The organism is Pseudomonas sp. HMSC066A08, assembly GCF_001813025.1.
Taxonomy (GTDB): domain Bacteria; phylum Pseudomonadota; class Gammaproteobacteria; order Pseudomonadales; family Pseudomonadaceae; genus Pseudomonas; species Pseudomonas aeruginosa.
In genome coordinates this window covers 323,077-344,277 of the sequence record NZ_KV811371.1, presented here as the reverse complement: position 1 = coordinate 344,277, position 21,201 = coordinate 323,077, and the positions used below count along the sequence as shown (strand labels likewise).

Below are 21,201 nucleotides of genomic sequence, written 5' to 3'. Positions count from 1 at the left end.
TCGCACTTCCCACCGGAGCACACCCCATGCCTCTCGCCCTGCTGGCGCTGACCCTCAGCGCCTTCGCCATCGGTACGACGGAGTTCGTCATCGTCGGCCTGATCCCTACCATCGCCGGCGACCTCGGCGTCGACCTGCCGTCAGCCGGTCTGCTGGTCAGCCTCTACGCCCTCAGCGTGGCCATCGGCGCGCCGCTGCTCACCGCCCTCACCGGCCGGGTGCCGCGCAAGCTGCTGCTGGTCGGCCTGATGGCGCTGTTCACCGCCGGCAACCTGGTCGCCTGGCAGGCGCCGAGCTATGAAGCGCTGATCGTCGCACGGATCCTCACCGGCCTCGCCCACGGCGTGTTCTTCTCGGTCGGCTCGATCATCGCCACCAGCCTGGTGCCGAAGGAAAAGGCCGCCAGCGCCATCGCCAGCATGTTCAGCGGCATGACCGTGGCCTTCGTCACCGGCATCCCGCTGGGCACCTTCATCGGCCAGCACTTCGGCTGGCGGACCACCTTCCTGGTGGTCTCCGCGTTCGGCCTGGTGGCCCTGCTCGGCAGCCTGCTGTTCGTGCCGCGCAACATCCGCCACACCCCGCCGGCGCCGCTGCTGCGCCAGGCCCGCGTACTCCTGCAGCCACGCCTGCTGCTGGTCTACGCGATGACCGCGGTGGGCTACGGCGGTTCGCTGATCGCCTTTACCTACCTGGCGCCGATCCTCCAGGACCTGGCCGGCTTCAGCCCGAACATGGTCGGCGTGGTGCTGCTCGCCTACGGCGTCTCGGTCGCCGTCGGCAACATCTGGGGCGGCCGCCTGGCCGACGCGCGGGGACCGGTCAAGGCGCTGGAAACCATCTTCCTGGCGCTCGCCGCGGTGCTTCTGGTGCTCGGCGTCACCGCCGGCAACCCGTGGCTGCTGGTGCTCACCGTGCTGGCCTGGGGTGCGGTGGCCTTCGGCAACGTGCCCGGGCTGCAGGTATACGTGGTCCGGCAGGCCGAGCGGGTCGCCCCGGAAGCGGTGGACGTGGCCTCTGGCTTCAACATCGCCGCCTTCAACCTCGGCGTCGCCGGCGGCTCCTGGGCCGGCGGCCTGGTGGTGGCCCACCTCGGCCTGGCCCATACGCCGTGGATCGCCGCCCTGGTGGTGTTCGCCGCCTTCGGCCTGACCGTCCTGAGCGGCCGCCTCGATCGCCGCGACGCCCAGCCGCAAGGCGCCGGCGCGGCGACCGGCAACCTCTGAAACAACCCGACGGTGGCCCGCCAGGCGGCGGGCCCATGGAGTGACAGCATGCATCCCCGTTTCCAGCGCCTGCTCGGCGACAAGGGTTTTTCCATCGGCCTCGAACTGCCGCTGGACAACGACTGGTCGCGCCACGGCCAATCCTTGTGCGAACGCGACGCGCGTCCGTTCGGCGTCCCCGCCCTGGCCCGCCACGCCGAGCTCGCGCGCCTCGCCGACCGCGGCGGATTCCGCGCCCTCTGGGTGCGCGACGTGCCGCTGTACGACCCAGCCTTCGGCGATGCCGCCCAGGTCTTCGAGACCTTCAGCTACCTTGGCTACCTGGCCGGCATCACCGAACGCATCCTGCTCGGCACCGCCGCAGTGGTGCTGCCGCTGCGCCAGCCCTGGCTGACCCTGAAGGCAGCCAGTTCGATCGACCGGTTGAGCGGCGACCGCCTGCTGCTCGGCGTGGCCAGCGGCGACCGGCCGATGGAATACCCGCTGTTCGGGGTCGACTACGCCAGCCGCGGCGCCGCCTTCCGCAACAGCGTCGAACTGCTCCGCGACCAGGGCCGCGCACGCCTGCCGGAAGGCGCGCGGCTGCTGCCGGAGCGCCCGCAGCGCCCGCCGCTGCTGGTGGCCGGTCTGGCCCAGCAATCGCCGCAGTGGGTCGGCGAGCACATGGACGGCTGGCTCAGCTATCCGGGCACCCCCGACGAACATCGCGGGCGGGTGGCGCTATGGCGCGAGGTCGCCGGCGGCAAGCCCTACGTCAGCTTCTTCCACCTCGACCTGCTGGCCGACCCGCAGGCGCCCCTCGAACGCTTCCGCTTCGGCGGCCGCTGCGGCCGCCTGGCGCTGATCGACGAGCTGCAGGCGCTGCGCGACGCAGGGGTACAGCACATCGGCCTGCACTTGCGCCGTTGCGAGCGCGACCTGACGGAAGTCATCGAGGAAATATCCGAACACGTACTACCGAGGTTCCACCATGAGCAATGACTACCTCGCCTGGGGCTGGACCCCAGGCGCCGGCCTCGACGGCCTGCACCTGCTGCGCAAGCCGCTGCCCACTCCCGGCCCCGGCGAAGTACTGGTGGCCAACCGTGCCATCGCCCTCAACCCGGTGGACTGGAAGATCGTCGAGTGGGGCCATGCGGCCTGGAGCCAGGACCATGTCCCGGGCGTCGACGGCGTCGGGCGCGTCGTCGCCACCGGCGCCGGCTGCGACCTCGCCCTCGGCAGCCGGGTCGCCTACCACCAGTGGCTGGGCCGCGACGGCAGCTTCGCCGAATACACCCTGCTCGACGCCGACGCCCTGCTGGCGCTGCCGGGAGGGCTCGATGAAGCCCGCGCGGCGGCACTGCCGTGCCCGGCGCTGACCGCCTGGCAGGCGCTGGAAAAAGTGCCCGGCGGCGGCTCCCGCGACGTCCTGGTGGTCGGCGCCGGCGGCGCGGTCGGCCTGTTCCTCGCGCAACTGGCGGTACGGCGTGGCTGGCGGGTCTGGGCCACGGCAGCGACGGAACACCGCGAACCCTTGCTCGGCCTGGGCGTGCTCGGGGTCTTCGACTATCGCCGGGCGGACTGGCGCGACGCCCTGGCGCAGTGTCTCGGTGAGCGTTCGCTGTTCGCCGTGTTCGATACCGTCAGCGGCGAGCACGCCGCGGGCCTGGCCTCCCTGCTCGGCTACAACGGCCACCTGGTCTGCATCCAGGACCGCCTGGAAAGCGCCCCGCTGCCGGCCTTCGGCACGGCGATCTCGCAGCACGAGGTGGCTCTCAACAGCATCCACAGCCATGCCGGCGGTGCCGACCGCGCGGACCTGCGCCGCGCCGCCAGCCGCCTGCTCCACGACCTGCGCGACGGCGACCTGCGCCTGCCGCCGTTGCTGTCCTTCGACTTCCAGGCCTTGCCGCAGGCTCTGCGCGCACTGCGGGACGGCAGCCGCAAGGGCAAGTGGATCGCCCGCCTGTAAGGCCGCCAGAGGTCGTTCGACGACACCGGCCAGGCAGTCGCTGCCTGGCCGGTGTCGTTGCGTTCGGAGCTGGGACCGCCCCTTGATTAATGAAATAGACGCAAGTGTGATTTTCCCATAGGCCAGTTTTTCGCACGAATCGAACCGCCAATAATGCACTCACATCCATTCCATCACGCCGCGCCACGGCCGGCCTCACGAGCGAGATCGCCATCATGCTGTTCAGCCCCTATGTCCTAGGCCAACTGGCCCTCCCCAATCGCATCGTCATGCCGCCGATGACCCGTTCCCGCGCCGCCAGTGGCGAAGTCGCCACCGCGCTGATGGCCGAGTACTACAGCCAGCGCGCCGGCGCCGGCCTGATCGTTTCCGAAGGCACCCAGATCAGCCGGCAGGGCCAGGGCTACGCCTGGACACCGGGCATCCACAGCGCCGAGCAGGTCGCCGGCTGGCGCCAGGTCACCGACGCGGTGCACGCCGCCGGCGGGCGCATCTTCGCCCAGCTCTGGCACGTCGGCAGGGTCTCGCACACCTCGCTGCAACCGGGCAACGCCGCCCCGGTGTCCTCCTCGGCGCTGGTGGCCGAAGGCGTGAAGGTCTTCGTCGATCCCCAGGGCCGCGGGTCGCAGGCCGGCGGCGGCGAGATGGTCCAGCACTCGGCGCCGCGCGCGCTGACCGTGGAGGAAATCCGGGAGATCGTCGCCGACTATGCCCAGGCCGCACGCAACGCCCTCGACGCCGGCTTCGACGGGGTCGAGTTGCACGGCGCCAACGGCTACCTGATCAACCAGTTCATCGACTCCCAGGCCAATGCGCGCAACGACCAGTACGGCGGCTCGCTGGAGAACCGCCTGCGCTTCCTCCGCGAAGTCGCCGAGGCGGTCACCGCGGTGGTCGGCAGGGAGCGCATCGGCGTGCGCCTGGCGCCACTGACCACCCTGCAGGGCGCGGTCGACGACACTCCGCAAGCCACCTACCTGGCCGCGGCGCGGCTACTGGACGAGATCGGCGTGGCCTACATCCACATCGCCGAGGCCGACTGGGAAGACGCCCCGGCAATGCCGGCGGCATTCAAGGAGGCGTTGCGCATCGTCTACCGTGGCAGCCTGATCTACTCCGGCCTGTACACCAAGGCGCGCGCCGAGGAAGCCCTGGCCAGGGGCTGGGCCGACCTGATCGGCTTCGGCCGGCCGTTCATCGCCAACCCTGACCTGCCCTACCGCCTGGAGCACGATCTGGCGCTGGCCAGCGGCGATCGTGCGACCTACTTCGGCGGCGGCGCAGCCGGCTACACCGATTACCCAAGCCTGTCAAAATCCTGAAACGGAAAAAAGCCACCGACCGGGCGCACCAACGCGCGCCCGGTCGGTGAAACATACCGCCACAACCTGGCCTTTGGTCGACTAGAACCCTCGTATGGCGGGGCCTAGACTCAAATCGCCAGATATTCATTATTAATAGGCCTGATTTCCTGGACAGGGGGGACCACCGATAGCATTGAGGAAAATTCCGAGGAATCCGTCATGAGCAAGTCCCTGATCGTTCCCCTGGCCGCCTGCCTGATCGTCCTGGCCGGCTGCGCCAACCCGCCGCGCAGCGGCGAGCGCCCCTACAGCGACGCCGAAATCAAGTCCTACGCGCTCGACAGCCTGGAGCGCAGTAACCTCTCGCCGAAGCGCCTTGACCAATATCGCAGCGTGCTCGGCACACCGCACCGGCAGACCCTGTAGCGCCTTCAGACGGGGCGCCGCCAGACGCTCGCCAGCCAGGGCTGCCGCTCGCGCGGTAGCCCCGCCGGCCGGTAGTAATGCTCCAGTTCGAGGAAACCGGCGTTCTCCAGCAGGCGTTTCCATTCCGGATAGTCGTGATAGACACCGTAACGCTGGCCATTCCAGCCCTCGCGGTTGTCGCCGCGTGGATTGGAGCTGAACAGCACGCCGCCCGGTCGCAGCGCTTCGAAGAGTTCGCCGAGCACCCGCGGCAGGGCGCTGCCGGGCACATGGAACAGGCTCGCGTTGGCGAAGATGCCATCGAAGTGCCCGGCCGGCAGTCGCAGCGCCAGGAAGTTCTGCTGCCAGACCTCGCAACCGCTGTCGGCCCTGGCCATCTCGACGAAGCGCGGCGTGCCTTCGAGGCCCACCGGCTGGTGGCCGAGGCGGCGGAAGGTGGCCAGGTCGCGGCCCGGACCGCAGCCGAAATCGAGGATCCGGTACGGCGGCGGCCCGTCGATATGGCGCAGCAGCGCCTCGACGTTCTGGCTCACGTCATGGCCGCGGGTGCCCTCGCGGAAGCCTTCGGCGTTGCGCTGGTAGTCGGCCAGGGTGGCGGTGGTGATCGCGTCGAAATCCTCGGTGCTCATGTCTGCTCGCAGTGGCGGGGTTCCGCCCAGTCTAGCGCCGGCACGGGTTTCGCCTAAGGTTTTGTAATAGTTTCCCGCTGTGGCGAGGGCCCGCGACACAGTAGGATCGACTTCCCTTTGACTCTCAATGGCCATCATGACCACCCTTTCGGAGCCCCCCAGTCGTCCTTCCGGACAGCCCTCCCCGCTTCACCGTCTTTCCCTGCGCCCGGCGTTGCCGGCCGATGCCGGACAGCTCGCCTCGACCTTCCCCCACTTCGCCGGCCGCCCCAGCCGGGCCGCGAGGTAAGCGCCCATGGAGTGGATAGCCGACCCCACCGCCTGGCTCGGCCTGGCGACCCTCATCGTGCTGGAGATCGTCCTCGGCATCGATAACCTGGTGTTCATCGCGATCCTCGCCGACAAGCTGCCGCCGCACCTGCGCGACCGCGCCCGGATCCTCGGCCTGTCGCTGGCGCTATTGATGCGTCTCGGCCTGCTGGCGAGCATCTCGTGGATGGTGACCCTCACCGAACCGCTGTTCGAGGTGTTCGGCAAGAGCTTCTCCGGCCGCGACCTGATCATGCTGTTCGGTGGCGTGTTCCTGCTGTTCAAGGCCACCATGGAGCTGCACGAGCGCCTCGAGGGCCACGTCGCCCAGCACGCCGGCAACAGGACCTACGCGCTGTTCTGGCCGATCGTCGCGCAGATCGTGGTGCTCGACGCGGTGTTCTCGCTCGACGCGGTGATCACCGCGGTGGGCATGGTCGAGCACCTGGAAGTGATGATGATCGCGGTGATCGTCTCCATCGGCCTGATGATCGTCGCCAGCAAGCCGCTGACCCGCTTCGTCAACCGTCACCCGACGGTGATCATGCTGTGCCTGGGCTTCCTGATGATGATCGGCTTCAGCCTGACCGCCGAGGGCCTGGGCTTCCACATCCCGAAAGGCTACCTGTACGCGGCCATCGGCTTCTCGATCCTCATCGAGGTGTTCAACCAGGTCGCCCGCAAGCGCCGCAAGAAGAGCCTGCAGGGCCACCGCCCGCTGCGCGCGCGTACCGCCCATGCGGTGCTGCGCCTGCTCGGCGGCCAGCGCCTGGAGGCCGACGAGGTCGGCGAGGAAGTCGCCGACCTGTTCGAGGAAGGCGACGACCAGGTGGTCTTCGACCGCCGCGAGCGGGTGATGATCAGCGGCGTGCTGCAATTGGCCGAGAAGCCCATCCGCAGCCTGATGACGGTACGCGCCGAGGTCGACTGCATCGACCTCGACAGCGGCCGCGAGGCGATCCGCGCGGCGCTGCTCGAATCGTCCTACTCGCGCCTGCCGCTGGTGCGCGACGGGCGCGTCGAGGAGCCGCTGGGCTACGTGCACAAGAAGGAACTGCTCAAGGAGCTGCTCGCCGGCGCCCAGCCGGACCTGGAAAGCCTGGCCCGCCAGCCGCTGAACCTGTTGCAGGACTGTTCGATCCTCAATGCCCTGGAGCAGATGCGCGAGGCCTCGACCCACGTGGCCTTCGTGGTCAACGAGTTCGGCGAATTCATCGGCCTGCTGACCCTGACCGACATTCTCGAATCCATCGCCGGCGAGCTGCCCGACGCCAGCGAGATCGACGGTCCGGACGTGGTCGAGGAGAACGACGGCTATCTGGTCAGCGGTGCCATGAACCTCAGCCAGGTGCGTCGACGCGTGGGGTTCGACGCGCGCGCCACGGAGGACTACCAGACCCTCGCCGGGCTGGTGATGAGCCTGCTCGACCGCCTGCCGGTGATCGGCGACCGCCTGCAGTGGCAGGACTGGGAACTGCGGGTGGTGGAAGTGGAAGAACGCCGGGTGACCCGGGTCCTGCTGCGCAGGGGCTGAGCGAGGCGGCGGCCGATCCGGCCGCCGCCCTCCCCGGCGCAGCGGCAGACCGCTACAGGCGGCGCTGCCAGGCCTGCGCCTGCTCGTCCTTCACCACCTCGACGAAAGCTTCCGGCAACAGGGTGCGGAACGGGCCTTCGTCGGCCTCGGCCAGCTCGACCATCCGCGCGATCATTTCCTCCGGATCGTACTGCTCGAAGGGAAAGCGCACGCCGCTGTGGTCGGTGAAGTGACGCTGCGGGTCGTACCAGAGTTTCCAGGTTTCCATCATGCGATCGTTGAAGCCGGTCTGGTACGGGCCGGGATTGATGGTGCCGACCTGGATGCCGAACGGCTTCAGCTCGGCATGCAGGGCCTCGGCGAAGGCCTCCAGGGCATGCTTGGAGGCGCAGTAGGGGCCGGTATAGGGACCGGTGATCAGGCCGGCGATGGACGACACGAAGAGCACCTTGCCGCCACGCTTCTGCTCGACCATGCGCCGGACGAAACCCTGGGTCAGTTCCAGGTTGGCGAACACGTTGGTCTCGAACAGCGCGCGCACCAGTTCCAGCGGGATCTCCGCGCTGGCCCCGGCCTCGGCGCTGCCGGCGTTGTTCAGCAGCACGTCGATATCCCATTCCCAGGCGCGTTCGCGATCGGCGGCGACGGTGATGTCGAGGGTTTCCACCCGCAACGGGACGCCCCGCCGCCCGGCCTCTTCGCGCAGGTCGGCGGCCTGCCCGGCGCCGCGCACTCCGGCGATCGTCCGATGGCCGCGGGCGGCCAGGCGCAACGCCACTTCCCGACCGAAGCCGCTGCCGGCCCCGGTCACCAGGATTCGCTTCTGTTTCATCTCGATTACCTCTGGATTGTTGCCATGGCCACGGCGGCCTCGGCGATGGATTGGTCCTGGGCTGCGCTGGCGCCGGAGACGCCGACGCCGCCCAGGCAGGAACCGCCGGCATCGCCCAGCGGCATGCCGCCGGCGAAGCAGGCCAGCCCGCCGTTGCTCTGCTCGATGCTCCACAACGGCTGGCCCGGCCCGGCGAGTCGGCCCAGCTCGCCGCTGGGCAGGCGGAACAGCGCGGCACTGCGCGCCTTGCGCTGGGCCAGGTCGATGGCGCCGGGAACGCTGTCGTCCATCCGTACGAACGCCAGCAGGTTGGCGTGGGCGTCGACCACCGCGACGCAGACCGCCAGGCGCTGCCGCTGCGCTTCGGCAATGGCCGCCGCGATGCAGTGTTGGGCATGTTGCAGAGACAGGTGGGTAGCCATGGCAGGCGTCCTCATCGAGTGCTTGCGGGCCAGTCTAGAAAGGTCGAAGCTTTAACAGAACCGGCCTTCTCCTACGTAGACTTTCAAGTTTTTCTAACAATGAATCGACGCGATCCCCTCGCCGGCCTGCACGTCTTCAGGCAGGTCGCCGACACCGGCAGCTTCACCCGCGCCGCCGCCCTGCTCGGGGTGACGCCGGCGGCGGTGAGCCAGGCGATCAACCAACTGGAAGCCGAGCTGCGTCTCAAGCTGTTCCACCGCACCACCCGCGGGGTCAGCCTGAGCGAGGCCGGGCAGCGCTACCACGAACAGACCGAGCAGCCCTACCGCGACCTGGTGCGCGCCCGCGAAGCGCTCGGCGAAAGCCTCGCGGAACCCTCCGGGCAGCTGCGCATCAGCGCCCTGCACCTGGCGAAGAATCTGGTGATCGCACCGATGCTCAACGAGTTCGTGCGACGCTACCCGAAGGTGCAACTGGAGATTCGCTACGAGGACCAGTTGGTGGATATCGTCAGGGAACGACTGGATGCCGGCATCCGCCTGGCCGACGCCCTGCAGCCGGGCATGGTCGGGGTGCAACTGACAGCGCCGCTGGCGTGCCTGCTGGTGGCCACTCCGGCCTACCTCGCCGAGCACGGTACGCCGGCCAGCGTCGCCGACCTCGATGGACATGCCGCCGTGCGCTTCCGTTTCCCGCGCAGCGGCCGCCTGCACAAGTGGCGCCTGCGGGAAGACGGGCGGGAACTGGAAGTGGACCTGCCGGCACGCTTCGTCAGCACCGACACCGAGGCGATCATCGAGGCGGCCCGCGCCGGAGCCGGGATCGCCCAGGCATTCATCCGCGAGCGGGTCGCCGCGGACCTCGCCGCCGGGCGCCTGGTGGAAGTGCTGCCTGGCAGTTGCCTGCCGCTGCCGCCGATGTGGCTGTATTACCTGAACCGCCGCCACGTACCGGCCAAGCTGCGCGCCTTCATCGAACTGCTACGCGAGTGGCGGCAGCCGGCCTGAACCTCAGCGGCCCTTGCCGGCCGGTCCCGGCCGGCTCAGCAGGAGGTCGTCCGGCCCGTCGATCTCGATGAAGCGTCCGCTTTCCAGCGCCTCCTCCAGCGGCGTGCCGGCGAGCACGTCGGCCTTGCGCAGGGCGCTGGAGAAACGCAGGTCGGCGCTGGCCTCGACCTTCGCCAATGGCACCTGGTAGGTCTTGAACGCACCGTAGCGGAAGCCTTCGCTGGGCATCATCCCTTCCTGCCCCAGCAGGTAGGCGGACACTCCCAGTTCGCCGCTGTCGGCGTCGATCATCGCCACCACCTTCCAGAACTCCAGCGGCACCTGCACGCCCTGGTAGAGCGGATCGTCGTCGCGGAACACCGGGCCGGTGAATACCGAGATGCGGAAGCCCTCGCTCCTGGCGTTCTGCAGCACGTAGTCCTCCAGCGACAGCCAGCTGCGCTGGTTGAGCTGCGCCACCTGGGGCACCGCGTTGGTGTAGACGAAGGTGTCGTCCTCGGCCTGCCGGGCGACGGCATCGCTGTCGCCCCAGCCGGGATCCTCGCGACGCACCATGTGGCCCTTGTCGAACGAAGCCGGGCCGTAGAAGTCCTTGTGTCCGACCTGCGCGGCCGCTTCGATGCGCGGGTCGAAGCCCCAGGAATCCTTGCGCTTGAGCGAACGCTTGAGCGCGCCGTCGATATTCACCGCGGTGAGGATCGGCAAGCGCCGGCTGGCGCTCATCACCACCGAGAAATGCAGGTAGTCCAGGCGCGTGCCCTTGCCCACCGGCAGCACCTGGTGGCTCTTGCCCGGCTTGGGCAAGGCCGCCTTCGGCCCGAGGAAGGCCTCGTCGAAGCCCTTGCGCTCGGCCAGGTCGGCGACGCTGCGCTGCTTTTCCTGGAAGCGCGGCGCGCCGCGCTTCAGCTCCGCCCCGGCCACCGGCACCCAGGCGCGACGCGCCAGCAGGCTGCGGATCACGCTGGCCTTCACCGCATAGTTGGTCTTGCGGAACTGGCCGCCGAAATGCAGGCCGACCACCTCGCCGCCGTCGATCGAAAGCACCGCCGAGCCGGAATTGCCGCCCAGGGTCGAGCAGTCGTGGGTCAGGTACCAGGCATCATGGGGCAATCCAACGACTTCGCCGGGAGCGAAGCGCTTGACGTCGTAGATGTTGCCGAAGATATCTTCCATCGCCCCGGCGTCGTTGCGGCTGTCGCGCGCCGGATAGCCGACCACCGCCACCGCCTGGCGCGGCTCGGCATCCTGGCGCGCGAGGACCAGCGGCGGCGGCAGCAGGTCGCCCTTCACTACCTGGAGGATCGCCATGTCCGGCGCCTCGGAGACGTCCGGGGCGATCCACAGGACCCGCGCGATCCCATGCTCGTCGCTTTCCGGCTGGCGGTATTCCTCGCGGAAGTCCACGCGGGTGCGCACCTGCTTGCCGGCCTGGTTGAGACGGAAGCGGAACAGGCTGCCCTGGCGTTCGGCGAACAGGCTGGCGACATGCCGGTTGGTGACGATCAGGTCGTCCTCGATGCGCCAGCCGGTACCGCACCAGTCCATGCTGTCGTGGTCGATCAGTTCCAGGCGGCCGACCGAGCGGATCGGCGTGGCCAGCGCGGCGCGATGCTTCTTCAGGCGCTGCTCCAGGCCGGCCAGCGGCGCTTCGTCGAAGATACCGTTCTTCACCAGCAGCACCGGCCGGCTCTTGAGCAGGACGATCGCCTCGCTGAAGCGCCGCGAGTCGAAGAACGAGGCGTCGGATTCCGGCGACACGCTCTTGCCCAGGTGGTCGGCGATCTGCTCGCGGCTGGCGTTGTACGCCGGCACGTTGCTCCATTCACCGCGGGCGGCGAGGTGGGCGAGCTCCTCGCGGGTGCCCTTTTCCTTCAGTACCGAGCAGACCCGCAGTTCTTCCGGCGTGGCCCGCCGGGGGTTGCGCTTGCGCATGGCCATGTCCCTCGCTGGGCGGATATCCCTGGCAGGAGTCTAGCCGAGGGACATGACAGGGCCATGTCCCGCTGGCGGAGCGCCGCTCAACCGGCGAACAGCCGGTAGGCCGGGTTGTGGGTTTCCTCCCAGTACGGATAGCCGATGGCTTGCAACACCGCCTCCAGCTCGCCGCGCTCCTCGTCCGGCACCTGTAGCCCGGCCAGCACCCGACCGTCGGCGGCGCCGTGGTTGCGGTAGTGGAACAGGCTGATGTTCCAGCGCGAGCCGAGCTTGTCGAGGAAGTTCAGCAAGGCCCCGGGGCGTTCGGGAAACTCGAAGCGGAACAGCCGCTCGCGGCGCACCTCGGTACCGTGGCCGCCGACCATGTGGCGGATGTGCAGCTTGGCCATCTCGTTGTCGGTCAGGTCGAGTACCGGGAAGCCCTGCTCGCGCAGGCCGGCGAGCAGGTCGGCGCGACTGTCGGTGAGTGGATGGGTCTGCACGCCGACGAACAGGTGGGCCTGGCGGTCGCTGTGGTAGCGGTAGTTGAACTCGGTGATCTGGCGCCGGCCCAGCGCCGCGCAGAAGGCCTTGAAGCTGCCCGGCCGCTCGGCCACGGTGACGGCGATGATCGCTTCGCGCTGTTCGCCCAGTTCGGCGCGCTCGGCAACGTGGCGCAGGCGGTCGAAGTTGATGTTGGCACCGGAGTCGATGGCCACCAGGGTCTGCCCCTCGGTGCGTTCGCGGGCTACGTACTTCTTGATCCCCGCTACGGCCAGGGCGCCGGCCGGCTCGGTGATCGAACGGGTGTCGTCGTAGATGTCCTTGATTGCCGCGCAGATTTCGTCGCTGCCGACGGTGATCACCTCGTCGACATGGTCCTTGCAGACCTCGAAGTTGCAAGCGCCGATCTGCGCCACCGCCACCCCGTCGGCGAACAGCCCGACCTGGCCCAGCACCACCCGTTCGCCGGCGGCCAGCGCCGCCTGCAGGCAGTTGGAATCCTCCGGCTCGACGCCGATCACCCGGATATCCGGACGCAGGTGCTTGACGTAGGCGGCGATCCCGGCGATCAGGCTGCCGCCGCCGACCGGCACGAAGATCGCGTCGAGGCGGCCGCTGTGCTGGCGGAGGATCTCCATGGCCACCGTGCCCTGTCCGGCGATCACGTCCGGATCGTCGTAGGGCGGGACGAAGGTCATGCCTTCGCGCTCGGCCAGTTGCAGGGCATGGGCCAGCGCATCGGGGAAGGCGTCGCCGTGCAGCAACGCCTCGCCGCCGCGCGCCAGCACGCCCTTGACCTTGAGTTCGGGAGTGGTGCGCGGCATCACGATCACCGCCCGCACGCCCAGGCGCTGCGCCGCCAGGGCCAGGCCCTGGGCATGGTTGCCGGCGGAGGCGGTGATCACCCCGCGGGCCTTCTGCTCGTCGCTCAGGCGCGCGACACGGGTATAGGCGCCGCGGATCTTGAAGGAGAACACCGGCTGCAGGTCCTCGCGCTTGAGCAGCACCCGGTTACCCAGGCGCTGGGACAACTGCGGCGCGACCTGCAAGGGGGTTTCCACGGCGACGTCGTACACCGGCGCGGCCAGGATGCTTTCCACGTAGCCGGCGAGCAGGGGTTTGCTTGCGCTGAGGGTCGAGGCGCTCATCGGCCGGCCTCCGCGCTCGCCGCCACCGAGGCCAGCAGGTCGGTGCCGTAGGAATTGTCCACCGCGCAGCGCCACTGGCCACCGGGCTCCTGGCGGAACACGTAGGTGGCCCGCCGTTGCAGGCGGCCGGCCCTCGACTCGATCACCGCCTCGGCCATGACCAGCGCCGTATCTCCCGCCTCGATCACCCGCAGGTCGTGCTGGCGTACTCGCAGGCTGTGCTCGAAGTGCAGGGCGATGGCGTCGAACGCCTGGCGGATCTGCACCTTGCCGCAGGCGTTGAGGCCCGGCTTGACCACCAGGGTGGCGTCGTCGCAATAGAAATCCATCAGGGCATCGAACTGCCCGGCATTGATCAGGGCGTCGGCCCGGCCAACGAGGTTCTGGAGGGTCTGGTGCTGCATGCTGTTCTCCCGGTTCGGTGGTTTTGGCCCAGGAGACAGAACGAAGAACCCGCCTCGAGGGCGGGTTCGGAGTGGACGCTGGCTAACCCGCCATAGCTGGAATGGCGGTAATAATGCTGCGGCGGGTAAGCAGGGTCGCGAAGGTCATGGGTATCGAAACTACGGCGCAGGCCGGTTGGCTGTCAAGCGATCCGGCCTTGCCGGCACGAAAAAGCCCCTGCCGCGATGGCAGGGGCTTGCCGTTTTGGCCGAGAGCCGCCGGAGATCAGCGGGTCAGCAGCACCTTCTGCGGCTGCGAGCCGCTTACGGTCACCAGCTTGGTGACCGTGCCGCCCTCGGTGATGGTCTTGCCATCGCTCTGGGCGCTCCAGGTCAGTTCGCTGGAAATGTAGTAGGTGCCGTTGGGGATGTGGTCGAAGTCGAAGCGACCGTTCTGGTCGGTGGTCGCCTCGCGCACGTAGGTGGCGCGTCGCGGGTCGAGCACCGGCGGTTGCACGTCGGGATCACGCTTGGCGGCATCGAGGTTGCCGAACTTCGCGTAGTAGGCCTTCATGTAGCTGGTCGCCGGCTCCAGGGTGACCTTGGTGTTGGTCCCCTTCTGGATCGCACCCGACGCACTGGTCAGGTACAGGTCGCCGTTGATCACGCCCTCGCCCACCTGCTGGGTCGCCGCGTATTCATGCTCCGGGAAATCCGGCAGGTCGTTGGGATTGGAGGCGCAGGCCGCCAGGGCCGCGGTCATGGCCAGGAGGCCGAGGTTCTTCTTGATCGAAAGCATGGGTAATTCCTTTTTTCAAGCGAAGGTAACGAGTCCGTTGTGCGGCACCGGCCTCGCGCTCAGGAGCGGCGACCGAGCAGGAAGCCGGCGAGCAGGCCCACCGTGGTGGTGATCGCCACCGTCTGCCAGGGATTGGCGCCGATGTAGCTTTCCGTCGCATCCACCGCGTGGCGGCTGCGTTCGGCCACGGCGCTACCGCCCTTGCCGAGGGCATCGTTGGCCTTCTCCAGCAGCGCGCCGATCCGCGCACGGGCGCTATCGGCCTTGTCGCCGGCGAAGGCGGCGCTGTCGGCGAGCATGCTGTTGGCTTCGGAGAGCAGTTCCTGCAGCTCGCTGTAGCTCTGGTGCTGGATCTGCTCGAGGTTGTCTTTCACTGCGTTCTTGCGTGCCATCTGAAAAGGCTCCCTGAAAAATGACGTGCATAGGAGTTGATTGGCGGCGCAATGAAAAAGTTCAGCGCGATCCTCCGCGGATTCCGGCGCCCGTGTGGAAGGTGCCGGAATCCGCGGCCGCAGACTCAGAAGGCGTAGACCGCCGAGAGGATCGCCGAGCGGCCGTCGCCGTATTCGATGGCGGAGGAGCGCGTCTGGCTGCCACTGACCTGGCGCACCCGCTCGACATAGGCCTTGTCGAACAGGTTGTCGAGATTGAGCTGCAGCTTCAGGTCGCGGGCCGCCTGGTAGCCGAGCATCAGGCTGTGGACCCAGTAGGCGTCCAGCTTGTCGGTGCTCGCCGAGGTGACGTTGCGCTGGCTGACGTAGCGCGCGCCATAGCCCAGGGTCACGCCTTCGGGCAGTTCGTAGGTGCTCCACAGGCTCAGCGAGCGTGGCGGGGTGTTGGCCAGTGCCTGGCCTTCTCGCTCGGGATACCTGACCGATTTCAGCACCTCGCTATCGAGGAAGGTATAGCTGGCGAACAGGTCCCAGCGCTCGCTCAGCTTGCCCTTGGCGCTCAGCTCCAACCCGCGCACGCGCTGTTCGCCGGCCATCACGTAGCTGCCGTCGAGCAGGCTTTCACGGGCATTCTCCTTCTTCACCTGGAACAGTGCCGCATCCAGTTCCAGGCGGCGTTCGAGGAACTCCCACTTGGTGCCCAGCTCGTAGGTGCTGTTCTTCTCCGGCGCCAGATCGCCGGTGGCCTGGCTCACTCCGGAGCCAGTGCTGACCAGGTACTCCGCCGAGGGGTTGAAGGAGGTGCCGTAGGAGACGTAGATCCGGCCATTCTCGCGCGGCTTGAACACCAGCCCGGCACGGCCGCTGAGCTTGCCGTCGGAACTGTCGGCGCGCACCGTCGGCTTGCCGACCGGCCTGCTCCGCGAGGTGCCGTCGATCCAGTCGTAGCGCAGGCCCAGGCTCAGGTCCCAGCGCGGGTCCAGGGCGATGGTATCGAAGGCGTAGAGCCCCTTGGTCTCCAGCGCGGTGCGGTTGCGCCCGCTGTCGCGCTTGTCGGTGGGGCCGGACCAATGGCCCGGCGGGTTGTACAGGTCGAAGCCGCCAGTTGGATAGTACTTGCCGATGTTGTAGGAGTAGGTGGTGCGCTCGTAGGTCTCGCGGGTCAGCTCGAAGCCACCGACCAGGGTGTGTCCCAGGCCGAAAGTGTCGAAGCGGGCGGTGAGGTTGCTCTGGTTGGTCCACATCCGCGTCTTCGAATCGCGCCCGTAGGCTTGCGGTCCCGCCGGCAGGTAGCAGCCCGGCGGCAGGCCCTTCTGGTTGACGTGGGAGGCGGAGATCACCGTGTCCCGATGCAGGTGGGAATAGCGGGTGAGGTTCTGCAACTGGAAGTCGTCGCTGAAATCGTGTTCGAGCTTGAGGGTGGCGACGTCGTTGTCGATCCGTTCCTCGTCCAGGTTGCGCCAGCCGAAATAATCGTGGCGGCTGACGCCGTCCAGCTTGCGCCCGTTCAGCGCCGGCACGCCATAGTCGGGAAGGTTGTCGTCGCGCTGGTGGAAGTAGCTCAGGGTCAGGCGGGTCGGGGTGTCCAGGCCGAAGGTCAGGGATGGCGCGATGCCCCAGCGCTGCTTGTCGATCTGTTCGCGCCCGGCGACGTCGTTGTGGTGGGCCATGAGGTTGAGGCGGAAGGCGGTCGACTCGCCGAGCCCTTCCAGCGGCTGGTTGGTGTCCAGGGTCAGGCGCCGGTAGCGGTCCGTGCCCAGCCCGGCGCCCAGGTGGGTGAAGGCTTCGGCCCTGGGCTGCTTGCTGACCATGTTGATGCTGCCGCCACTGGTGCCGGCGCCGCCGAACACCGAGTTCGGTCCCTTGATCACTTCCACCGCCTCCAAGTTGAACAGGTCGCTGCGGCTGGTCTGGGCGCTGTCGCGCAGTCCGTCCACCTGCATGTTGGCGTTGGCGCTGAAGCCGCGGATGTTGATGCTGTCGCCGGAGCCGCCGCCGCCCTCGCCGGCGTTGAAGGTGATGCCGGAGACGTTGGACAGCACCTGGCGCAGGCTCAGGGCGTTCTGCTCCTGGATCACCTTTTGCGGCACCACCGTGACGGTCTGCGGGGTATCCAGCAGCGGCACGGCGTACTTGGCCGAGGCCGAGCGTTCGACCCTGGACGAGGCCTGCTCGCCGGTGACCGTGTCGGCTCCCAGTTCCAGGGGATCGTCCTTGCGCGCCGCGTCCTCGGCCAGGGCCGGCGAGGAGCAGGCGGCCATCAACAGCATCAGCGGCGCCAGCGGGCGTTTGGTGGGCAAGGGGGACGGCTCGTTGCGACGATTCATGAAGTACTCCATCTTGATTATTGATAATCATTAGCATTTGATTGATGGAGGTTTTTTTCCACAAGCCGGACAGCTCCGAAAAAGCTCCCGGAAAAATCTGATAACCAACGGCAGAGTCCCGGAACAGAGGGCTCGCCGCACGCCCCTTCTCCCTGGCGGCGACGGCACGCCGGCCATCGCTCAGACAAAAAAAAGCCCCGCCAATCGACCGGCGGGGCTTTCCCTGAAGCGTGTCGCCTCAGAACAGCGAGGCGACCAGATGGGTGGCGGGCGCCACCTGGAAGTCGATGGACATCATCACGCTCAGCGCGGTGATGGCGACGATGGAGAAGGCGAACAGCTTGCGCGCCCAGACCCGGTCATCGGCGGTCCAGTAGCCGGTCAGGGCGATGGCCAGCCACCACAGGCTCACCGCCACCGCCACCAGCAGGTAGCCGTAGCCGGCGTAGCCGCCCAGGCACAAGGCGAGGGTCGCCGCCATGAAGGCGAGGATGTAGAGCACGATGTGGATCTTGGTCACCGCGATGCCGCGCGCCACCGGCAGCACCGGGATGCCGGCCGCCTCGTAGTCCTTCAGGCGGAAGATGGCGATGGCGTACGAGTGCGGCATCTGCCACAGGCAGAAGATCGCCAGCAGCGAGGCGGCGCCGGCGTCGAACCGGCCGCTCACCGCGCAGTAGCCGACCACCGGCGGCATCGCCCCGGAGAGGCTGCCGACCAGCGTGCCGTACTGCGAACGACGCTTGAACCACAGGCTGTACAGGCCGACGTAGACGAAGTAGCCGAAGCCGGCCAGCGCGGTGGTCAGCGGGTTGGTCCGCCACCACAGCAGGCCGAAGCCGGCGACCCCGAGGACCAGGCCGTGGGCCAGGGCAGCCTTCAGCGAGATCTGCCCGGTCACGGTGACCCGCCCGCGGGTCCGCTCCATGTGCCGGTCGATGTCGCGGTCGATGCAGTTGTTCAGCACGCACCCACTGGCGACCACCAGCGACAGGCCGATGACCGTGGCCAGCAACAGCATCGGCTCGACGCTGCCGCGGGCGGCGAGGAAGTATCCCCCCGCCACCGCGATCAGGTTGCCGAAGATGATTCCCGGCTTGGCCACCAGGAGATAGCGTTTCAGCTTCACGTCATGGCCCTCAGGGCATCGGCATCATCAGCATGTCGGCGCTGAAGATGATCCACAGCGAGAGACCGACCACCAGCAGGATGACGATCACCGTGAAGATGAACGCCATCACGTTCCAGCGCCCTTCCGACGACATGTTCATGTGCAGGAAGCAGATCAGGTGCACCACCACCTGCACCAGGCCGAGGACGACCATGGTGAGGATGGTCGCGTGGCGCGAGAAGCCGCCGTCCATGACCATGTAGAACGGGATCGCGGTAAGGATCACCGAGAGCACGAAGCCGATCGCGTAGGAACCCAGGCTACCGTGGCCGGCGCCGTGGTTGTCGTGTGCAGCGCTGCTCATTACAGGGCCCCCATCAGGTAGACGACGGTGAAGACGCAGATCCAGACGATGTCGAGGAAGTGCCAGAACAGGCTCAGGCACATCATCCGGGTGTTGTTCTGCGCGGTGAGGCCGCGGGTCCAGATCTGCGCCATCAGCACCAGCATCCACAGCAGGCCGGCGCTGACGTGCAGGCCGTGCATGCCGACCAGGGTGAAGAAGGACGACAGGAAGGCGCTGCGGCTCGGGCCGAAGCCTTCGGCGATCAGGTGGTGGAACTCGTTGATCTCCATGCCGATGAACGCGGCGCCGAGCAGGAAGGTGACCCCGAGCCAGGCGATCGCCTGGCCCTTGGCGCCCTTGTGCGCGGAGAGCATGGCCAGGCCGTAGGTGCAGCTGGAAACCAGCAGGATGGCGGTTTCCACCAGCACGTAGGGCAGTTCGAAGATGTCCTTGCCGCTGGGGCCGCCGGCGGTGTGGTGGACCAGCACCGCGTAGGTGGCGAAGACGCTGGCGAACAGCACGCAGTCGGTCATCAGGTAGAGCCAGAAACCGAATACGGTGTTGCCGCCGCTATCGTGTGCATGATCGTGGTCGTGGCCCACTTCGTGGGCGTCGGCCAGATGCTTGTTCAATACTGCCGTCGACATGGTTCAGACCTGCTTGGCGAGTTGCTGGAAACGGGCGCTTTCGATCTTCTCGATCTCTTCGGGCTGGACGTAGTAGTCGACGTCCTGGTTGTAGCTGCGCACGATGAAGGAGCCGATCATGCCGACGAAGCCGACCGCCATGAGCCACCAGATATGCCAGATGGCGGCGAAGCCGAAGACGAAGGCGAACACGGCGATGGAGAAGCCCGCGGCGGTGTTCTTCGGCATGTGGATCGGCTGGTAGGCCGGCAGCTTGCGGTAGGCGGTGCCGGTCTTCTTCATGTCGTGGAAGGCATCCACGTCCTGCACCTTCGGCAGTTCGGCGAAGTTGTAGAACGGCGGCGGCGAGGAAGTGGCCCATTCCAGGGTGCGGCCTTCCCACGGGTCGCCATTGACGTCGGCCAGTTGCTTGCGGTTGCGGACCGAGACGAACAGCTGGATCAGCTGGCAGGCGATGCCGCAGAAGATCAGCACGGCGCCGAAGAACGCGACCACCAGGTAGGGCTTCCACAGCGGGTTGTCGTAGTGGTTCAGGCGGCGGGTCATGCCCATGAAGCCGAGGATGTAGAGCGGCATGAAGGCCATGTAGAAGCCCACCAGCCAGCACCAGAAGGAACGCTTGCCCCACTTCTCGTCGAGGGTGAAGCCGAACGCTTTCGGGAACCAGAAGGCGAAGCCGGCCAGGTAGCCGAATACCGCGCCACCGATGATGGTGTTGTGGAAGTGGGCGATCAGGAACAGGCTGTTGTGCAGCAGGAAGTCCGCGCCCGGGATGGCCAGCAGGACGCCGGTCATGCCGCCGATGGTGAAGGTCACCATGAAGCCCAGGGTCCACAGGATCGGCGTGCTGAAGCGCAGGCGACCCTTGTAGATGGTGAACAGCCAGTTGAACAGCTTCACCCCGGTGGGGATCGAGATCAGCATGGTGGCGACGCCGAAGAAGCCGTTGACGTCACCGCCCGAACCCATGGTGAAGAAGTGGTGCAGCCACACGGTGAAGCCGAGGAAGGTGATCGCGGCGCTGGCCCAGACCATCGACTTGTAGCCGAACATGCGCTTGCCGGCGAAAGTCGCGGTGACCTCGGAGAAGATACCGAAGGCCGGCAGGATCAGGATGTACACCTCGGGATGGCCCCAGGCCCAGAAGAGGTTGATGTACATCATGGCGTTGCCGCCGAGCTCGTTGGTGAAGAAATGCATGTCCAGGTAGCGGTCGAGCGACAGCAGGCCCAGCGCAGCGGTGAGGATCGGGAACGAGGCGACGATCAGGATGTTGGCGAAGGTGCAGGTCCAGGTGAAGATCGGCATCTGCATCAGCTTCATGCCCGGGGCGCGCATCTTGAACACGGTGACCAGGAAGTTGATCCCCGTGAGCAACGTGCCCATCCCGGATATCTGTAGCGCCCAGATGTAGTAGTCCACCCCTACCCCGGGGCTATAGGCCAGCTCCGACAGCGGCGGATAGGCCACCCAGCCGGTGCGGGCGAACTCGCCCAGGCCCAGCGACACGTTGACCAGCATGGCGCTGACCACCAGCAGCCAGAAGCTCAGCGAGTTGAGGAAGGGGAACGCCACGTCGCGCGCGCCGATCTGCAGCGGCACGGCCAGGTTCATCAGGCCGGTCATGAACGGCATGGCCATGAAGATGATCATGATCACGCCATGCGCGGTGAAGATCTGGTCGTAGTGCTCCGGCGGCAGGTAGCCGTGGTTGGCGCCTTCGGCCAGGGCCAGCTGGCCGCGCATCATGATCGCGTCGGCGAAGCCGCGGACCAGCATGACCAGGGCGACGACGATGTACATCACGCCGATCTTCTTGTGGTCGACCGAGGTCAGCCACTCGGTCCACAGGTAGGTCCACTTGCGGTAGTAGGTGATCGCACCGACCACGCCGAGGCCCAGCAGGGCGACGACGGCCAGTGTGACCATGACGATGGGCTCGTGGTAAGGCACGGCCGAGAGTGTCAGTTTCCCGAACATCTGCGC

20 protein-coding genes are annotated in these 21,201 nt (G+C 67.5%); 7 read left to right on the top strand and 13 right to left on the bottom strand.

Translation table 11 applies throughout. From position 1 onward, the window contains the following. Nucleotides 1-26 precede the first annotated feature (26 nt). From HMPREF2886_RS30125 to HMPREF2886_RS30105, 5 genes are all read left to right on the top strand, one after another. Nucleotides 27-1,226, top strand: a complete 1,200-nt coding sequence (locus tag HMPREF2886_RS30125; RefSeq protein ID WP_070748959.1) for an MFS transporter — start codon at nucleotides 27-29, stop codon at nucleotides 1,224-1,226. A 48-nt stretch (nucleotides 1,227-1,274) separates the two neighbouring features. Next, nucleotides 1,275-2,207, top strand: a complete 933-nt coding sequence (locus HMPREF2886_RS30120; protein WP_033976792.1) for a TIGR03571 family LLM class oxidoreductase — start codon at nucleotides 1,275-1,277, stop codon at nucleotides 2,205-2,207. Then, on the top strand, nucleotides 2,197-3,180 hold the full coding sequence (locus tag HMPREF2886_RS30115; RefSeq protein WP_033976791.1) for a zinc-binding dehydrogenase: 984 nt from the start codon (nucleotides 2,197-2,199) through the stop codon (nucleotides 3,178-3,180). The genes HMPREF2886_RS30120 and HMPREF2886_RS30115 overlap by 11 nt, the downstream gene beginning before the upstream one ends. A gap of 215 nt (nucleotides 3,181-3,395) precedes the next feature. Next, nucleotides 3,396-4,502, top strand: a complete 1,107-nt coding sequence (locus HMPREF2886_RS30110) for an alkene reductase (protein WP_033969008.1) — start codon at nucleotides 3,396-3,398, stop codon at nucleotides 4,500-4,502. A 201-nt stretch (nucleotides 4,503-4,703) separates the two neighbouring features. Then, nucleotides 4,704-4,910 (top strand): hypothetical protein, encoded by a 207-nt coding sequence (locus HMPREF2886_RS30105; protein ID WP_033969009.1) that lies wholly within the window; start codon nucleotides 4,704-4,706, stop codon nucleotides 4,908-4,910. Between the two features lie 5 nt (nucleotides 4,911-4,915). On the opposite strand, the gene HMPREF2886_RS30100 is transcribed toward HMPREF2886_RS30105, so the two are convergent. Beyond that, nucleotides 4,916-5,539, bottom strand: a complete 624-nt coding sequence (locus HMPREF2886_RS30100) for a class I SAM-dependent DNA methyltransferase (RefSeq protein WP_033969010.1) — start codon at nucleotides 5,537-5,539, stop codon at nucleotides 4,916-4,918. Nucleotides 5,540-5,834: 295 nt separating this feature from the next. Here HMPREF2886_RS30100 and HMPREF2886_RS30095 point away from each other — a divergent pair, with 295 nt between their 5' ends. Further along, nucleotides 5,835-7,382 carry a TerC family protein gene (locus tag HMPREF2886_RS30095; RefSeq protein ID WP_033969011.1) on the top strand — a complete coding sequence of 516 codons (1,548 nt, stop codon included), beginning with the start codon at nucleotides 5,835-5,837 and terminating at the stop codon, nucleotides 7,380-7,382. A 52-nt stretch (nucleotides 7,383-7,434) separates the two neighbouring features. On the opposite strand, the gene HMPREF2886_RS30090 is transcribed toward HMPREF2886_RS30095, so the two are convergent. Continuing rightward, entirely contained in the window at nucleotides 7,435-8,214 is a 780-nt protein-coding gene (locus tag HMPREF2886_RS30090; RefSeq protein WP_070748957.1) for an SDR family oxidoreductase, read from the bottom strand. Between the two features lie 5 nt (nucleotides 8,215-8,219). Continuing rightward, the gene (locus HMPREF2886_RS30085; RefSeq protein WP_073649503.1) at nucleotides 8,220-8,651 is read right to left on the bottom strand and encodes a GlcG/HbpS family heme-binding protein; all 432 of its coding nucleotides are present in this window, start codon (nucleotides 8,649-8,651) and stop codon (nucleotides 8,220-8,222) included. Nucleotides 8,652-8,735: 84 nt separating this feature from the next. Here HMPREF2886_RS30085 and HMPREF2886_RS30080 point away from each other — a divergent pair, with 84 nt between their 5' ends. Continuing rightward, complete coding sequence (locus tag HMPREF2886_RS30080; protein ID WP_003109254.1) at nucleotides 8,736-9,644, top strand: LysR family transcriptional regulator; 909 nt, start codon at nucleotides 8,736-8,738, stop codon at nucleotides 9,642-9,644. A gap of 3 nt (nucleotides 9,645-9,647) precedes the next feature. Here HMPREF2886_RS30080 and HMPREF2886_RS30075 read toward each other — a convergent pair whose 3' ends face one another. The 10 genes from HMPREF2886_RS30075 to cyoB all read right to left on the bottom strand — a co-directional run bounded on the left by HMPREF2886_RS30075 (nucleotide 9,648) and on the right by cyoB (nucleotide 21,195). Then, nucleotides 9,648-11,576 carry a DNA/RNA non-specific endonuclease gene (locus tag HMPREF2886_RS30075; RefSeq protein ID WP_058173081.1) on the bottom strand — a complete coding sequence of 643 codons (1,929 nt, stop codon included), beginning with the start codon at nucleotides 11,574-11,576 and terminating at the stop codon, nucleotides 9,648-9,650. An 86-nt stretch (nucleotides 11,577-11,662) separates the two neighbouring features. Beyond that, nucleotides 11,663-13,210 carry a threonine ammonia-lyase, biosynthetic gene (gene ilvA / locus HMPREF2886_RS30070; RefSeq protein WP_071575226.1) on the bottom strand — a complete coding sequence of 516 codons (1,548 nt, stop codon included), beginning with the start codon at nucleotides 13,208-13,210 and terminating at the stop codon, nucleotides 11,663-11,665. Further along, nucleotides 13,207-13,614 (bottom strand): YybH family protein, encoded by a 408-nt coding sequence (locus tag HMPREF2886_RS30065; protein WP_033976788.1) that lies wholly within the window; start codon nucleotides 13,612-13,614, stop codon nucleotides 13,207-13,209. Before HMPREF2886_RS30065 ends, ilvA begins: the two co-directional genes overlap by 4 nt. A gap of 265 nt (nucleotides 13,615-13,879) precedes the next feature. Then, nucleotides 13,880-14,392, bottom strand: coding sequence for a hypothetical protein (locus tag HMPREF2886_RS30060; RefSeq protein ID WP_003123080.1), 513 nt, complete (start codon nucleotides 14,390-14,392; stop codon nucleotides 13,880-13,882). Between the two features lie 59 nt (nucleotides 14,393-14,451). Beyond that, a complete protein-coding gene (locus tag HMPREF2886_RS30055) occupies nucleotides 14,452-14,784 on the bottom strand; it encodes an ElaB/YgaM/YqjD family protein (RefSeq protein ID WP_033976787.1) in 333 nt (110 codons plus the stop codon). A 125-nt stretch (nucleotides 14,785-14,909) separates the two neighbouring features. After that, nucleotides 14,910-17,111: a TonB-dependent receptor gene (locus HMPREF2886_RS30050; RefSeq protein ID WP_070748955.1), complete on the bottom strand. Its 2,202-nt coding sequence runs from the start codon at nucleotides 17,109-17,111 to the stop codon at nucleotides 14,910-14,912. 238 nt (nucleotides 17,112-17,349) lie between these two features. Continuing rightward, entirely contained in the window at nucleotides 17,350-18,240 is an 891-nt protein-coding gene (gene cyoE / locus HMPREF2886_RS30045) for a heme o synthase (protein WP_033969017.1), read from the bottom strand. Between the two features lie 10 nt (nucleotides 18,241-18,250). Beyond that, a complete protein-coding gene (gene cyoD / locus HMPREF2886_RS30040) occupies nucleotides 18,251-18,586 on the bottom strand; it encodes a cytochrome o ubiquinol oxidase subunit IV (protein WP_003109258.1) in 336 nt (111 codons plus the stop codon). Then, nucleotides 18,586-19,215 (bottom strand): cytochrome o ubiquinol oxidase subunit III, encoded by a 630-nt coding sequence (gene cyoC / locus HMPREF2886_RS30035; RefSeq protein WP_003086858.1) that lies wholly within the window; start codon nucleotides 19,213-19,215, stop codon nucleotides 18,586-18,588. The genes cyoD and cyoC overlap by 1 nt, the downstream gene beginning before the upstream one ends. Nucleotides 19,216-19,218: 3 nt before the next feature. Then, complete coding sequence (gene cyoB, locus HMPREF2886_RS30030) at nucleotides 19,219-21,195, bottom strand: cytochrome o ubiquinol oxidase subunit I (protein ID WP_003086857.1); 1,977 nt, start codon at nucleotides 21,193-21,195, stop codon at nucleotides 19,219-19,221. Nucleotides 21,196-21,201 lie beyond the last annotated feature (6 nt).